Raw genomic sequence first — 14,195 nt, 5'->3', positions numbered from 1 at the left:
GTGACGCGCACCGCCCAGGAGCTGTACACCGCGGGACTCCGCGAACACTTCGGGCCCGCCCTGCGCGGGCTCGGCTTCCGGGGCTGGCGGCACTCCTTCTCGCTGCCGGACCCCGACCGGTGGGCGGTGCTCGGCGTGCACGCCGAACCGGGCGACGGGCGGGTCCGCTACACCCTCAACCTCTCCGTCACCGACAAGGCCGCCTGGGACCGCCGCCGCATCCGCCCCGACGCCAACTCCCCCAGCGGGCTCGAACGTTGGCGCTCCCCGATCGGCGAGCTGCTGCCGGTCGGCGGCGAGGTGTGGTGGGAGGTCGCGCCCGGGCCGCGCTGGCTGGTCGCGGTCGAGGACTCGGTGGCCGCCGTCCGCAGCTACGCGCTGCCCGAACTGCGCCGCCGGCTGCACCCCGAGGAGCGCGAGCCGTACCTCGGCCGGGCCGGCCTGGACGGCGTCAACGGGGCGCTGGCCGCGGCCTCGGTGGCCCGCATCCAACGGGCCGAACTCGTCGGCGGCGTCCTGGAGTTGCACGGCGCATGGAGCCGCCACGACCCGGTCGCCGAGGCGGTGCTGGCCGGTTCGGCGCGCGGCTTCCTGTCCGTCCGCGACCGGCGCTACCGGCGGGTGCGGGTGATCGACACGCTCGGCCGGACGCTCTGGGAGTTCGAGGGCCACCACGACGCCGACTGAGCCGGACCCGGGGGGCGTTCCGGCCGGGGCAGCGCTTCGGACAGGGGCGCGTTTCGGCCGGGGAACCGCCGGGAACCGGACTGAGTCTGTGTCAGCAGTGGGGCAGGAGTGCCCCGGTGGGACTTCATCTGGGGGGCGGACATGACGGGGACGGGCACGATACGCCACGAGGAACGGCTGCTGGACTGGGACGGCTGCCTGAACGTGCGCGACCTCGGCGGCCTGCCGACCCGCGACGGGCGGCGCACCCTGCCCCGGGCCGTGGTCCGCGCCGACAACCTGGACCGGCTCACCGCCGAGGGCCAGAACTCGCTGGTCGACTACGGCGTGCGGACCGTCGTCGACCTGCGCGACCCCGTAGAGTACCGGCCGCTGCTGCCCGCCCCGCACGGCGTCGACCTGGTCCGGGTCCCGCTGGACGCGCTGGCCGGACCGGCCTGGTGGGCCCGGTTCGGCGGCCTGGACGGCACCCCGCTGTCCTTCCGCCCCTACCTCGACCACTGCCGCCCCGCGATCGCCGAACTGGTCGCCGCCGTCGCCCGGGCCCGCCCCGGCACCGTGGTCGTGCACTGCGGCGCGGGCCGCGACCGCACCGGCCTGGCCGCGCTGGTGCTGCTCGCCCTCGCCGGGGTCGAGCCCGCCGCCGTCGCCACCGACTACCTGCTCTCCGCGCCCAACCTGCGCCCGCTGTGGACGCTGCTGGACCGCCCCGACGAGGAGGCCGGGATCGCCCGGGTGCTGGCCGACGCCGGGACCACCGCCGAGCAGGCGCTGCACGCGGTGCTCGCCGAGTTCGACGCCGAGCAGTGGCTGCCCGCGGCGGACGTCGCCGCCGTCCGGGAGCGGCTGCTCGGCGCGTGACGCGGACGCGGGGCGCGGCGGGGCGTCCAGCCGTCGGTCAATGGTTCGCGCGGCCGGGCCCGGAGGGTAAATGGGGCTCTGTCGCTGATCTTGTGATCGGTGGGCGTTGACGGTGGTGCCTGGCATACTGTCCCGCGTGTTCTTCGCCGAGTTTCGAGGCGCTTCTACCTCATCTGTCCGGTGTCGTGGTGGAGTTGGTCGAGCGATCGGCTGGCGGGATCACGATGCATGCCCGTGTCCGTGCGGTCGACGCGCCGTGTCCGCGCTGCCAGAGCTCGTCGGGACGGGTGCACGGGCGATACCTGCGACGGCTGTCCGACGCGGCGATCAGCGGCACCCGGGTAGTCATCGAGCTGCTGATACGCCGGTTCCGGTGCCTCAATGCCGCCTGCGCGGCCGTGACGTTCGCCGAGCAGGTGACCGGGTTGACCAGCCCGCATGCCCGCTACACCCCGCTGATGCGCGGGACGCTGACCTCGATCGCGCTGGCGCTGGCCGGGCGGGCTGGCGGCCGGCACGCGGTCGCGCTGGGGGTCCCGGTGGCGAAGGACATCCTGTTACGCCTGCTCAGAGCCTTCCCCGAGGAGCCCGTCGGGCAGGTCAGGGTGCTGGGCGTCGACGATTTCGCCCTACGCAAGGGCGACTCGTACGCGACCGTCCTGGTCGATCTGGAGCGGCGACGCCCCGTCGACGTGCTGCCGGGACGCGAGGCAGAACCGCTGGCCGCCTGGCTCCGTGAACACCCCGAGGTGGAGGTGATCTGCCGGGACCGGGCCGGCTCCTACGCCGAAGGCGCCCGTACCGGCGCTCCTCAAGCAGTGCAGGTAGCCGACGCGTGGCACCTGTGGAAGAACGTCGGCGAGGCGGTGGAGAAGACGGTCGGTGCTCATTTCGCCTGCGTGCGAGCCGTGCTCGAGAAGATGCCGGCCCCCGAACCCACCAACGTGCCCACTGATGACGAAGGCCCGGTGGCTGCACCGGTGGGGACCCTGGACGTCTGCGGGCGCGAGCGCCGCCTGGTCGTCCGGACCCGGGAACGGTTCACCCTCGTCCAGGACCTGCTGGGCCAGGGGCGCTTCGCTGGAGTCGATCTGCCACCGGCTCCAGCTGGACCGTTCCACCGTCCGCCGCTTCGCCCGCGTGACCAGCATCGACGAGCTCCTGGTCAAGGCGGTCAACCGGTCGACGATCCTGGACGAGTACCGGCCCTACCTCCACCAGCGGTGGAACGGGGGCTGCCACGACACCGCCCGACTGCACCACGACATCACCGCCCTCGGTTTCACCGGCAGCATCCAGACCGTCCGCCGCTACTTGCGGAGCCTCACGCCCTCAACTCCCGCACCGGCGCCCAGGCCCGCGCCACGGCCCCGCCGCATCGTCCGGTGGATCATGACCAACCCTGGCAACCTCACCGACGAGGACACCCTCACCCTCAAGGAGATCCGCGCCGGCTGCCCCGAACTCGACGCGGTCACCGACCACGTCCGCGACTTCGCCGAGATGATGCGCGACCTGCGCGGCGAGCAGCTGCCCGACTGGATGGAGCGCGTCGAGCAGGACCCCCTGCCCGCGCTGCACTCCCTGGTCAACGGACTTCGCCGGGACCAGGGCGCCGTCATCGCCGGACTGTCCACCCCCTGGAGTTCGGGCCAGATCGAGGGACAGAACACGCGAGTGAAGTTCATCAAGCGGGCCGGGTACGGCCGCGCCAACTTCGACCTTCTGCGCAAGCGGATCCTGCACCGGACCTGATGTCCAGCCACAAGATCAGCGCCCGAGACGAATTACGTGATCGTCGACAAGGGCCCGCGTGGAGACCAACCGGACCGGCGTTGACAGTCCCCCATGCGACGGGCGAGCCCACGGCGTCGGGTCAGCGAGAATGGCAGGGTGGACGGACTGGGTGGGGCGCTGGCGCGGGCGGCTGCGGATGGCGATGTGGTGGACGGCTGGCTCCGGGGGCTGGCGAGTAATCGGGTGTTGCCGGTGGAGATGCTGGCCCGGCTGTTGGAGTTCGAGGAGCTGCCGATGCCGAGCTCCTGGCTCCGGTACAGGACCTTGGATGCCGCGGCGACGGAGCTGCTGGTGGCTTCGCCGCAGATCCAGCACCGGCTGGACGTTGCGGAGAACGCGACGGCGGACGGCGACGTTCTGGCCCGGCTCGCGCGGGATCCGGAACCCCGGGTCCGGCTCGTGTACGCGGTGATGCTCTTCGAGTACAAGCGCCGTGTCCCTGTCGGGGTGCTGGAGATCCTGGCGCAGGACCCGGACCCGAAGATCCGGCGGATCGTCGGCGAGAGTGAGAAGCCGCCCGTCGCGGTGCAGGAGCCGCAGCCCGTACTGACCGCGGAGCAGCGGGTGGCGCACCCGGATCCGGCGGTGCGGGTGAAGGCCGGCGCTGATCCCGAGGTGCCGACCGTCCTGGCCTTGCGACTGGCGGAGGATCCCGAGAACGACGTGCGGCTCGCGGTGTCGATGCGGGAGGAGCTGACGGAGGAACAGCGCACGGCCATCCCTTGCGAGGTGTGGCGGCACTTCTGGTCTCCGCCACCCTGGATCGCACGGCAGGCGACCGACCCGGAGGCGGCCCGCCGGATCGCGGGATCGGCGCATGTGGGGCTGCGGCGGGTGCTCGCGGCTCAGCCGCACCTGGCGCCGGACGTGGTGGCCCTGCTGGCCGCGGACGAGGACGAGTGGGTGCGGCGCACTCTGGCCGAGTCGTGCGAGGACGCGCCGCACGAGCTGCTGGTGGAGCTGTACGCCACCGTGCAGGACCGGTACTGGTCGGGGTTCCGCAACCACCGCAACTTCGCCCGGCCCGGGTTGGCCCGGTTCGCCGACGACCCCAACCCACGGCTGCGGCACGCCGCGTTGGACGACCCGGAGGCCGGGCCGGAGCTGGTGCTGCGGCTCGCCGACGACCCCGAGGTGGGCGGCTGGGCGGTCCGCGACCCCAGGCTGCCCGCCGACGAACTGCTCCGACGGCTCACCCTGCCGGCACATGCTGCGGCTGCCGCAGGCAACCCGGCACTGCCGGTGGCGGTCATGCACCACCTGCTGGACCTCGCCCGGGCACGCTGACCTTAGGCGATCGGCTGATGCATGGCCTGCAGGGCGATCAGCCCGCCGTCCAGCGAGAGGTACCCGACCACTTCGGTCAGCACCACCAAGGCCGTCAGGCCGACGCAGCGTCACAAGATCAGCGACAGAGCCGTAAATGGTTCGTGCGGCCGGGCCCGGAGGGTAAATGGTTCGTGCGGCCGGGCGGGCCCGGAGAATACTGCCGGACATGGTGGACTTCTCCCTGTTCGACACCCGCGGCTACCCGACCGTCGACGTCCGCACCGGCTACGCCGGGTGGGTCGACAGCTACGAGCGGACGGTCGAGGACGCGATGGACGTCGACGTGCTGGCCCGGCTCACCGCCCCCCGCTGGGACGCGGCCGCCACGGCCGTCGACCTCGGCTGCGGGACGGGCCGCACCGGCGCCTGGCTGCGCGCCCGCGGCGTCGGGGCCGTGGACGGCGTGGACCTCACGCCCGAGATGCTGGCCCGGGCCCGCGAGCGCGGCGCGCACCGGCGGCTGACCGAGGGTGACCTCGCCGCGACCGGCCTCGACGCCGACTCCTACGACCTGGCCGCCTGCTCGCTGGTCGACGAGCACCTCGCCGACCTCACCCCGCTCTACCGCGAGGCGCACCGCCTGGTCCGCCCCGGCGGCCTGTTCGTGCTGGTCGGCCTGCACCCGCTGTTCATCATGTCGGCGGGCATGCCCACCCACTACGACGGCCCCGACGGCCCCGTCGCCATCACCACCCACGTGCACCTGGTCAGCGACCACGTCACCGCCGCGCTCGGCGCGGGCTGGCAACTCGCCGAGCTGCGCGAGGAGGTGGTCGGCGAGCAGTGGATCGCGCTGAAGCCCAAGTGGGAGCGCCACCGCGGGCGGCCGGTCTCGGCCGCCTACGTCTGGCGCAAGGAGAGCTGACCGGGAGGAGAACCGGACAGCAGGGGAACCGGCCGGTCAGAAGCCCGAGTTGGGAGCGGTGACGACCCGGGTCCGGCCGTCCGCCCGGGCGGCCAGACCGGCCTCCAGGCGCAGCGCCCGGGCCGGGCCGAGCAGGGCCAGCGCCTCCGGGACGGTCGCCCAGCGGTGGTCGTCCAGCTCACCGGCCGGCAGGACGATCGGCGTGTCGGCCGGGAAGGTGCCGAGGTCGAAGAGGAAGTGGCAGGCCGGGTGGTCGAGTTCGCCCGCCGGGTTGGTCCAGGCGACCACCAGCAGCTCACCGGCCTCGCGGTGCAGCCCCGTCTCCTCGTGCAGCTCGCGGCTCGCGCACTGGCGGGGGTTCTCGCCGAGGTCGACGGTGCCACCGACGAACTGCCAGGCGTCGCGGTACCCCGCCTTGACGATCAGGACCCGGCCCTCCGGGTCGGTGATCAGGCAGCCTGCGGCGGCGTAGACCCGGTGCAGCGAGGCGAGCCACTCCTCGCGCGAGGCGAACTCGGGGGCCTCGGAGGTGGTGGCCCGGGGAACGACGGACCCGGCGGCGATGGACTCAGGGGCGGCGGACTCGGGAGCGGCGGACTCGGGGACGGCCATGGGGCGGGGCTCCTTGGGCGGGGGCGGGGGTCGGACGGGCCCACTCTCCCACCCCCGCCGGGGTCCGGTCCGACGTTCGTTCCGGGGTCCGGTCCGGGATTCGGTCCGGGGTTCAGTGCGCCGAGTGCCGCTCCGCGCCGCGGTGCCGGTGGCCGGGCAGCTCGGTGTGCACGGCGGGCCCGTCGGCGGGGCCGGACGCCGTCGGGGCGCGGCGGCCGCCGTGGCTGAACGCGGCGTCCCCGAAGTGCGGCCCGCCCCGGGTCTCCTCCATGCCGCCGTGCTGCGGTGGCGGGGCGAGGCCCGCCGGGTCGGTCTCCATCGCGCGGCTGTCCAGCAGCTCCTGGGCGCCCCTGCGGAACATGGCCGTCCTGTCGGTCGGTAGCTCGGTCATCGCCGACCTCCCTTCATTCGTCCGACCTTCATTCGTCCGATATGCCCGATATGGGGCGCGATACACCCCGGGAGCGCCCGGTGTTCGGGAAAAGGCCGGGGGTGCGCGGCGGGCGGTGTGGGACCATGCCGCGTGGCCACGGTGATACAAGCCGACGAATCCCAGGGACCGCGGGCGGCAGCACCCGCCCGCCCGCTCCGGCAGGTCGATCGCGTCCGGCACCCCGCCGCGCTGATCCGCCTGCTGGCCGGGCTGTGCTGGATCGCCCTGGTCCTGCTGCTGGCCGGCTACGCCCGGGCCGCCACCCTCGGCCTGGACAGCGACGTCGCCCGGGTCGCCGAACTGGTGCCCTGGCCCCCCGCCAAGCCCGCCGCCGCGCTCTGCGGCGGCGCCCTGCTCACCGTGCCGCTCGCGTTCGCCGCCGACCGGCTGCTGCGCGGCGACGGCCGCCGGGTCGCCGACGGCGTGCTCGCCGCCGTCCTCGCCTACGGGCTCTCGCTCGGTCTCGACCTGCTGGCCGGCGACCTCACCACGCTCACCCACGCCCTGCCCGGACACCTCGGCCGCACCGCCCCCGTGTACGGGCACCTGGCCCCCGTCCTGGCCTTCATGACCGCCGTCGGCACCGACGGCCTGCGCCGCTGGCGCACCGCGCTCGGCGTCACCCTCGGCCTGTCCGCGCTCTCCGGACTGATCACCGGGTACGCCACCCCGCTGTCCCTGCTCCTCGCCCTGCTGCTCGGCTGGACCACCGCGCACGCCGCCCGGTACGCCGTCGGCGAGCCGGTCGGCTGCCCCACCGAGGCGCAGATCGCCGCCGCCCTGGCCGGCTCCGGCGTCCGGCCCGACATCGTGCTGCCGGTCGGGCCGAGCCGCTACCTGGTCACCCAGCACGGCGACCGTCCCGACCTGGACGTCCACCTGCTCGACCGGCACGCCCAGGCCAGCGGACTGCTCGGCGCGCTCTGGCTGGCGCTCCGGCTGCGCACCGCGCCCCGCCCGCTCGGCCTGCGCCCGCTGCGCGACGGCCTGGAGCACCAGACCTTGCTCGGCCACGCCGCGTCCGCCGCCGGCGCCCGCACCCGCACCCCCGTCGCCGCCACCGAACTCGGCCCCGACGCCGCGCTGGTGGCGTACCGCCGGATCGACGCCCGGCCGTTCGCCGACCTGTTCGCCGGGACCGGTTCGGGCGACAGCTCCGGCGAGGGTTCGGACGACGGCTCCGACGAGGATGCGGACAACGGTTCCGGCGAAGGGGACGGGGCGCAGCCCACCGACGCGGAACTGCACGACGCCTGGCGGCAGTTGGCGCTGCTGCAGCGGCGGCGGATCGCGCACCGCACGGTCTCCCCGGAGAACGTCCTGCTGGACGCGGAGGGCCGGGTCCACCTGGTCGGGCTGGCCCGCGGCGAGATCGCGGCGAGCGACCTGCTGCTGCGCCTCGACGTGGCCGGGCTGCTCGCCGTCCTCGCCCTGTACGCCGGGCCGGAGCGGGCGGTGCGCTCGGCGATCCACGTGCTCGGGCCCGGGCCGGTCGGCGCGGCGCTGCCGCTGCTGCAGCCGATCGCGCTGGCCCGCGACACCCGGGCCGCGCTCGCCCACCGCAAGGGACTGGCCGTCGAACTGCGGGCCGAGGTGCAGCGGCAGATGCCGCAGGCCGCCACCGAACCGGTCCGGCTGGAGCGGCTGCGGCCGCGCGTCCTGCTCACCGTGGTCGCGGTGATCGCCGCCGGTTACGCGCTGGTGCAGTTCCTGCTGGAGATCGACACCAACCCGATCGCCGTGGTCGCCGACGCGGACCCGCTCTGGCTGGCCGGGGCGGCGTTCTTCGCCGCGCTCAGCTACCCCGTGGCGACCTTCGCGTTCAGCGGCTTCGTCCCCGAGCGGCTGTCCTTCCGCTCGACGCTGGCCGCGCAGGTCGCCGGGTCCTTCGTCAAGGTGGCCTCCCCCGGCGGCGTCGGCGGGCTCGCCCTGAACACCCGCTACCTGCAGCGCGCGGGCATCCCGACCGCGCAGGCGATGTCCAGCATCGGCGTCAGCCAACTGTTCGGCCTGGTGCTGCACATGCTGCAACTGGCCGTCTTCGCCGCCCTGGTCGGGGTGGGCGGCGGCCGGTTCGACGACAACTCCGCGCTGCCCGACGGCTGGGTGCTCGGCCTGGCCGGGGCGGTCGCGGCCACCGTCGGGTTCTCGGTCGCCGCCGTGCCAGCGCTGCGGCGACGGGCCCAGACCCTGCTGCGGCCGCTGCGTGCCGAAGTGCTGCCGCGGCTGCTCGACCTGGCCCAGCACCCCGGCCGGCTGGCCAGCGGCGTCGCCGGGCAGCTGCTGGTCTCGATGTGCTTCGTGATGTGCCTGTACTGCTGCACCCGCGCGGTCGGCCAGTACCCCGGGTTCAACGCCGTGGCGGTGGGCTTCCTGGCCGGCAACGCGGCGGGCAACGTGGCACCGACCCCCGGCGGCGTGGGCGGCGTGGAGGTGCTGATGTCCCTCACCCTGGCGGAGGCCGGGCACTTCGACTCGACCGGGGCGCTGGCCGCCGTCGTCCTGTTCCGGGTGCTCACCTTCATGCTGCCGGTGCTGCCCGGCTGGGCCGCGTTCGCCTGGCTGCAGCGGCGCCGGGCGATCTGAACCCCGACGGGTGGTCCCGACGGGCGGCCCCGGCTCCGGCTTCGGCCACCGGCTCCGACTTCGGCCCCCGGTTCCGGCCCCTGACTCCGGCGCCGGTTCAGTCCCGGTGGTCCTCGTCGTCGTCCGCCGCGACCTCCCGGACCTGCTCCACCGCGTCCCCCTCGTCCGCGGGCTCGGCCCCCAGCAGTCGCTGCTGCCGCAACACCTCCAGGTCGTCCACCTCCGGCTCCACCGCCGACCGCTCCTGGTCGGCCCCCTCGATCACCGCCGGGGCCTGCTCGTCGTCCTCGGGAAACTCCGGGTTCTCAGCATTCAGGCGCATACCGCCAGTATCCGACCGAAGCCCCGCGAACTCGACCCTTTCGCCCGGCGGGTTGCGCATCCGTGTCCGGGCCCGGGGCGATGGGGCGGACCCTGACGGGCCAGGACAGCTCCGGACGGGTCAGGACGGGTCAGGACGAGGTGGTGGGGCGACGGTTGGCGGCCGGGACGACCAGCGGGGTGCCGGTCTCCGGGTCGGGGATCACCCGGCAGGGGAGGCGGAAGACCTCCTCGACGCGTTCGGCGGTGACCACGTCCTGCGGGGTGCCCGCCGCGACCAGGCGGCCGTCGCGCAGGGCGATCAGGTGGGTGGCGTACCGGGCGGCCTGGTTGAGGTCGTGCAGGACGGCGACCAGGGTGCGGCCCTGCTCGCGGTGCAGGCGGGCGCACAGGTCGAGGACCTCGATCTGGTGCGCGATGTCCAGGTAGGTGGTGGGTTCGTCGAGCAGCAGCAGCGGAGTCTGCTGGGCGAGCGCCATGGCGATCCAGACCCGCTGGCGCTGACCGCCGGAGAGCTCGTCCACCGGACGGTCCGCGAGTTCGGCGACGCCGGTGTCCGCCATCGCCTCCGCCACCACCTTCTCGTCCTCGGCGGACCACTGCCGCAGCACGCCCTGGTGCGGGTACCGGCCCCGGGAGACCAACTCGGCGACCGTGATGCCGTCCGGGGCGATCGAGGACTGCGGGAGCAGCCCCAGCGTCCGGGCGACCTGCTTGGCGGGCAGCGTGGCGATCGACTGCCCGTCCAGCAGGACCGTCCCCGCCACCGGCTTGAGCGTCCGGGACAGCGCGCGCAGCAGCGTGGACTTCCCGCAGGCGTTCGGGCCGACCACCACGGTGAAGGAGCGGTCCGGGATGTCGACGGTCAGACCCTCGGCGATGGTGCGCTTGTCGTAGGCGAGGGTCAGGTCGCGGCCGACCAGACGCGGCTCGGGCTGGGCCATCGGAGCTCCGTTCGGGGGGAAGGGATGGGGCGAGGTCAGCTCGTGAGCGGGGGCGGAAAGCGCTTGCCCGTTGGGGCGGGAAAGCGCCTTCCAGTTGGGCCCGGCGCGTCCGACACGTCCGGCGGCACGGGAAACGGAACGGGAAAGCGCTTGCCGAGAGGAACGGGAAGGCGCTTTCCGGCCCCGTCCGGCGGTGCCGGTCACAGGCGGCCGGCCCGGCGCTGGGTGGCGAGCAGCCAGACCAGGTAGCCGCCGCCGAGGACGCCGGTGACCACGCCCACCGGGAGTTGGCGGTCGCCGAGCAGGTGCTGGGCCGTGAAGTCGGCGGTGACCAGCAGGGCGGCGCCGGTGCACATGGACGCGGCCAGGTTGGGGCCGGGTGCGCCGGTGATCCGGCGGGCCAGTTGAGGGGCCGTCAGGGCGAGGAAGTTGACCGGTCCGGCGGCGGTCGCGGCCAGCGAGGCGAGCAGGACGGCCGAGGCCAGCAGCGCGATCCGCAGCCGCTCGGGCCGGACGCCCAGGCCGCTCGCGGCGTCGTCGCCGAGCTCCAGGGCGCGCAGCGCGGGCCCGCAGCCGAGTACCACCAGCGGAACGAGCACCGCCAGGGCGACCGCGAGCGGGCGGGCGTGCTCCCACCCCCGGCCGTCCAGGCTGCCGGTCAGCCAGAGCACGGCGCGGGCGGCGTCCATGAGTTGAGTACGGGTCAGCAGGTAGCCGTTGACGCCGGTGAGGATCGCGGCGGTGCCGATGCCGACCAGCACCAGCCGGGCACCCTGCACGCCGCCGCGCCAGGCCAGCGCGTAGATCACGGCGCCGGTGGCGAGCCCGCCGAGCACGGCGCCCCCGGCCAGGGCGGCACTCGATCCGCCGGCCACCACGACCAGCAGCGCGCCGGTGGACGCGCCCTGGGTGAAGCCCAGGATGTCGGGGCTGCCGAGCGGATTGCGGACCAGGGTCTGGAACAGCGCCCCGGCCAGCGCGAGGGCCGCGCCGACCAGCAGTGCGGTGGCGACCCGGGGCAGCCGCAACCGGTTGACGATGAAGTCCTCGGCCGGACCGCCGCCGCCGAACAGGGTGCGCACCACCTCGCCGGGCGCGATCGGGTAGTCCCCCCGGCCGAGCGCCAGCACCGCGACGCCCAGCCCGAGCAGCAGCAGGGCCGCGCAGGCGACGAACGCCCGGGGCCGGTAGCGGAACGAGAACCGGGCGATCCTCAGGGTCTTCACGGCCGGGCCTCCCCCGAACGGACGAACAGGAACAGCCGACCCGGCAACGCCGAACGGCCGGAGGGACGTTGCACCGCCGGCGGCGGGCGCAGCACGGGGCGGACGGAGCACCACGGGCGGGGCCGGGGGCGTGCCGGGCGCGTGAGTTGACGGTCCGCCATGCGGGGGAGTCGGCGGGCCGTCATGCGCGGGCCTTGCCGCGACGGGCGAAGTGGAGGAAGAAGGGGCCGCCGAGGACGGCGGTGACGATGCCCACCTGGAGTTCGCCGGGGCGCCCGAGGACGCGGCCGAGGATGTCGGCGCCGAGCAGCAGGACGGGGGCGAGGACGGCGCAGTGCGGGAGGAGGCGGCGCAGGTCGGGTCCGGTGAGGGCGCGGACCAGGTGGGGGACCATCAGGCCGACGAAGACGATCGGGCCGCAGGCGGCGGTGGCAGCGCCGCAGAGCAGGGTGACGGCGACGATCGCGGCGGCCCGGACCCCGGCGGGCCGGGCGCCGAGGGCCCGGGCCGCGTCGTCGCCGAGCGCCAGCGCGTTGAGCGGGCGGGCCAGCCCGAGCGCGAGCAGGGTGCCGACGGCGACGAACGGCAGGATGCCGAGCACGGTGGCCGGTCGGGCGCTCGCCAGTGAGCCGACCGTCCAGAAGCGCATCCTGTCGAGCGAGGCGGTGTCCAGCAGCATCACGGCGCTGACGTAGGAGTAGAGGGTGGCGTTGAGCGCGGCCCCGGCCAGGGCCAGCCGGGCGGGGGTGGCGCCGCGTCCGCCGCCGACGGCGTACACCAGGGCGGCGACCAGGGCGGCGCCGGCCAGGGCCCACCAGACGTAGCCGGTGAAGGAGGTGACGCCGAGGAAGGCGGCGGCGGTGGCGACCGCGGCGGAGGCGCCGGCGTTGATGCCGAGCAGGCCCGGGTCGGCGAGCGGGTTGCGGGTGAGGGCCTGCATGACGCCGCCGGCCAGTCCGAGCGCGGTGCCGACCAACAGGCCGAGCAGGGTGCGGGGCAGGCGCATCCCGTGGACGGCGGTGTAGCCGGGCGCGTCCGGGTCGAGGAGTCCGTGCCAGACCTCGGCGGGGCTCAACTGCCGGGCGCCGAGCCCGAGGCTGAGCACCAGGACGGCGAGCAGCACGAGCAGCCCGGCGGCCAGACCGAGGACGTGAGTACGGGCACGGGCACGGTCACGGGTACGGGCGCCGGCGTGGGTGGCGGCGCGAGAGGGGCGGAGGGAGCCGGTGGTGCTCAAGGGTGCTCCGGGCGGGTCGGGGTCGGGCCGGTGGGGCCGCGGGGCCCTCCGTGCCGTTACTTAGGTTAGGTTAGCCTCATCAAATCCGGCGGCCACCGCCGGGTCCCGCCCCCGGCCCCTCCCGGCCGGGGCGCCGCTCCGCCCTGCCCCGCACCCGCCCGCGCACCCCCTCGCGGGCCGCCCGAACCGAGGTACCGCCATGCCGACTTCCCCCCGTCCGACCCGCCGCGGCCTGCTCGCCGCGGGCGGAGCCACCGTCCTCGGCGCAGCGCTGGCCGCCTGCGGGTCCTCCGGCGGGTCGTCCGGCGGCGGCAGTGGCAGCGGGAACGGCGGCGGGAACGGCACGGGCGCCAAGTCGGCCGGGGGCGACGGCGGGTGGAGCTTCACCGACGACCGGGGGACCGTCGTCACCGCGAAGGCCCGCCCGGGCCGGGTGGTGGCCTTCACCGGCGCCGCCGCCGCGCTCGCCGACTTCGGCCTGGACAAGCAGTTGGTCGGCGTCTTCGGCGAGACCAGGACCGCCGACGGCAAGGCCGACCCGCAGGCCGGCGACCTGGACCTCGGCAAGGTCGAGATCATCGGCAACGCCTGGGGCGAGTTCTCGATCGAGAAGTACGCGGCGCTCCGCCCCGAACTGCTGGTGACCCACATGTACGACAAGGACGCGTACTGGTACGTGCCGGACGAGTCCAAGGCGAAGATCCTGCCGCTCGCCCCGCAGGTGCTGATCTCCACCGGCCGGGTGTCGATCACCCAGCCGATCGAGCACTACGCCAAGCTGGCCGAGGCGCTGGGCGCGGACCCGAAGGCGCCGAAGGTGGTCGACGCCAAGGCCCGGTTCGAGCGGGCCTCCGAGGAGCTGCGGCAGGCGGCCAAGGCGGCCGGCGGCGTGCGGGTGATGGCCTGCTCCGGCAGCGCCGACCTGTTCTACGTCTCCAACCCGAAGGTCTCCTGCGACCTGATCCACTTCGCCGAGCTGGGCGTGCAGTTCGTCCAGCCGGAGAAGACCGACGGCGGCGACTACTACGAGGGACTGAGCTGGGAGAACGCCGGCAAGTACCCGGCCGACCTGCTGCTGCTGGACCAGCGCCCGACCGCCCTGCAGCCCAAGGACCTGACCGCCAAGCCCGCCTGGGGCAAGCTGCCCGCCGTGCAGGCCGGACAGCTCACCCCGTGGGACGCGGTGCCGCGGTTCTCGTACGCCGGGTTCGCCCCGCTGCTGGAGCGGCTGACCGCCGCGATCCAGAAGTCCCGCAAGCTGAGCTGAGCCGAGCATGGCCGCACCGCACCGCTACCG

13 protein-coding genes and 1 pseudogene are annotated in these 14,195 nt (G+C 74.7%); 8 read left to right on the top strand and 6 right to left on the bottom strand.

The genetic code is table 11. The features are described from left to right. The 6 genes and pseudogenes from ACIOHG_RS08110 (at position 1) to ACIOHG_RS08085 (ending at position 5,539) form a co-directional block, all read left to right on the top strand. Entirely contained in the window at positions 1–687 is a 687-nt protein-coding gene (locus tag ACIOHG_RS08110) for a hypothetical protein (RefSeq protein WP_400946858.1), read from the top strand. Between the two features lie 141 nt (positions 688–828). Next, complete coding sequence (locus tag ACIOHG_RS08105) at positions 829–1,548, top strand: tyrosine-protein phosphatase (RefSeq protein ID WP_400946855.1); 720 nt, start codon at positions 829–831, stop codon at positions 1,546–1,548. A gap of 224 nt (positions 1,549–1,772) precedes the next feature. After that, positions 1,773–2,372 (top strand): annotated as a pseudogene (locus ACIOHG_RS08100) (ISL3 family transposase); the annotation flags it as partial. Positions 2,373–2,688: 316 nt separating this feature from the next. Further along, a complete protein-coding gene (locus ACIOHG_RS08095; RefSeq protein WP_400946853.1) occupies positions 2,689–3,303 on the top strand; it encodes a transposase in 615 nt (204 codons plus the stop codon). A 138-nt stretch (positions 3,304–3,441) separates the two neighbouring features. Beyond that, on the top strand, positions 3,442–4,632 hold the full coding sequence (locus ACIOHG_RS08090; RefSeq protein WP_400946850.1) for a hypothetical protein: 1,191 nt from the start codon (positions 3,442–3,444) through the stop codon (positions 4,630–4,632). A gap of 208 nt (positions 4,633–4,840) precedes the next feature. Continuing rightward, positions 4,841–5,539, top strand: coding sequence for a class I SAM-dependent DNA methyltransferase (locus ACIOHG_RS08085; RefSeq protein WP_400946848.1), 699 nt, complete (start codon positions 4,841–4,843; stop codon positions 5,537–5,539). 36 nt (positions 5,540–5,575) lie between these two features. On the opposite strand, the gene ACIOHG_RS08080 is transcribed toward ACIOHG_RS08085, so the two are convergent. Together ACIOHG_RS08080 and ACIOHG_RS08075 are read right to left on the bottom strand one after the other, a co-directional pair. After that, the gene (locus tag ACIOHG_RS08080) at positions 5,576–6,151 is read right to left on the bottom strand and encodes an NUDIX domain-containing protein (RefSeq protein ID WP_400946846.1); all 576 of its coding nucleotides are present in this window, start codon (positions 6,149–6,151) and stop codon (positions 5,576–5,578) included. A 112-nt stretch (positions 6,152–6,263) separates the two neighbouring features. Beyond that, entirely contained in the window at positions 6,264–6,542 is a 279-nt protein-coding gene (locus ACIOHG_RS08075; RefSeq protein ID WP_400946843.1) for a hypothetical protein, read from the bottom strand. 132 nt (positions 6,543–6,674) lie between these two features. On the opposite strand from ACIOHG_RS08075, the gene ACIOHG_RS08070 reads away from it, so the two are divergent. Continuing rightward, complete coding sequence (locus ACIOHG_RS08070; protein WP_400946840.1) at positions 6,675–9,170, top strand: lysylphosphatidylglycerol synthase domain-containing protein; 2,496 nt, start codon at positions 6,675–6,677, stop codon at positions 9,168–9,170. A 97-nt stretch (positions 9,171–9,267) separates the two neighbouring features. On the opposite strand, the gene ACIOHG_RS08065 is transcribed toward ACIOHG_RS08070, so the two are convergent. The 4 genes from ACIOHG_RS08065 to ACIOHG_RS08050 all read right to left on the bottom strand — a co-directional run bounded on the left by ACIOHG_RS08065 (position 9,268) and on the right by ACIOHG_RS08050 (position 12,898). Next, a complete protein-coding gene (locus tag ACIOHG_RS08065) occupies positions 9,268–9,492 on the bottom strand; it encodes a hypothetical protein (protein WP_400946838.1) in 225 nt (74 codons plus the stop codon). A 130-nt stretch (positions 9,493–9,622) separates the two neighbouring features. Further along, complete coding sequence (locus tag ACIOHG_RS08060; protein WP_400946835.1) at positions 9,623–10,435, bottom strand: ABC transporter ATP-binding protein; 813 nt, start codon at positions 10,433–10,435, stop codon at positions 9,623–9,625. Positions 10,436–10,635: 200 nt separating this feature from the next. Next, entirely contained in the window at positions 10,636–11,661 is a 1,026-nt protein-coding gene (locus ACIOHG_RS08055; RefSeq protein ID WP_400946832.1) for a FecCD family ABC transporter permease, read from the bottom strand. Positions 11,662–11,842: 181 nt separating this feature from the next. Continuing rightward, positions 11,843–12,898, bottom strand: a complete 1,056-nt coding sequence (locus tag ACIOHG_RS08050) for a FecCD family ABC transporter permease (RefSeq protein ID WP_400946829.1) — start codon at positions 12,896–12,898, stop codon at positions 11,843–11,845. A 199-nt stretch (positions 12,899–13,097) separates the two neighbouring features. Here ACIOHG_RS08050 and ACIOHG_RS08045 point away from each other — a divergent pair, with 199 nt between their 5' ends. Further along, positions 13,098–14,165 (top strand): ABC transporter substrate-binding protein, encoded by a 1,068-nt coding sequence (locus ACIOHG_RS08045; protein WP_400946826.1) that lies wholly within the window; start codon positions 13,098–13,100, stop codon positions 14,163–14,165. Positions 14,166–14,195: the final 30 nt, after the last annotated feature.

The sequence above is a fragment of the Kitasatospora sp. NPDC088134 genome, from assembly GCF_044741705.1.
In the GTDB taxonomy this organism is placed as follows: domain Bacteria; phylum Actinomycetota; class Actinomycetes; order Streptomycetales; family Streptomycetaceae; genus Kitasatospora.
This window is presented reverse-complemented; position numbering and strand designations above follow the sequence as displayed.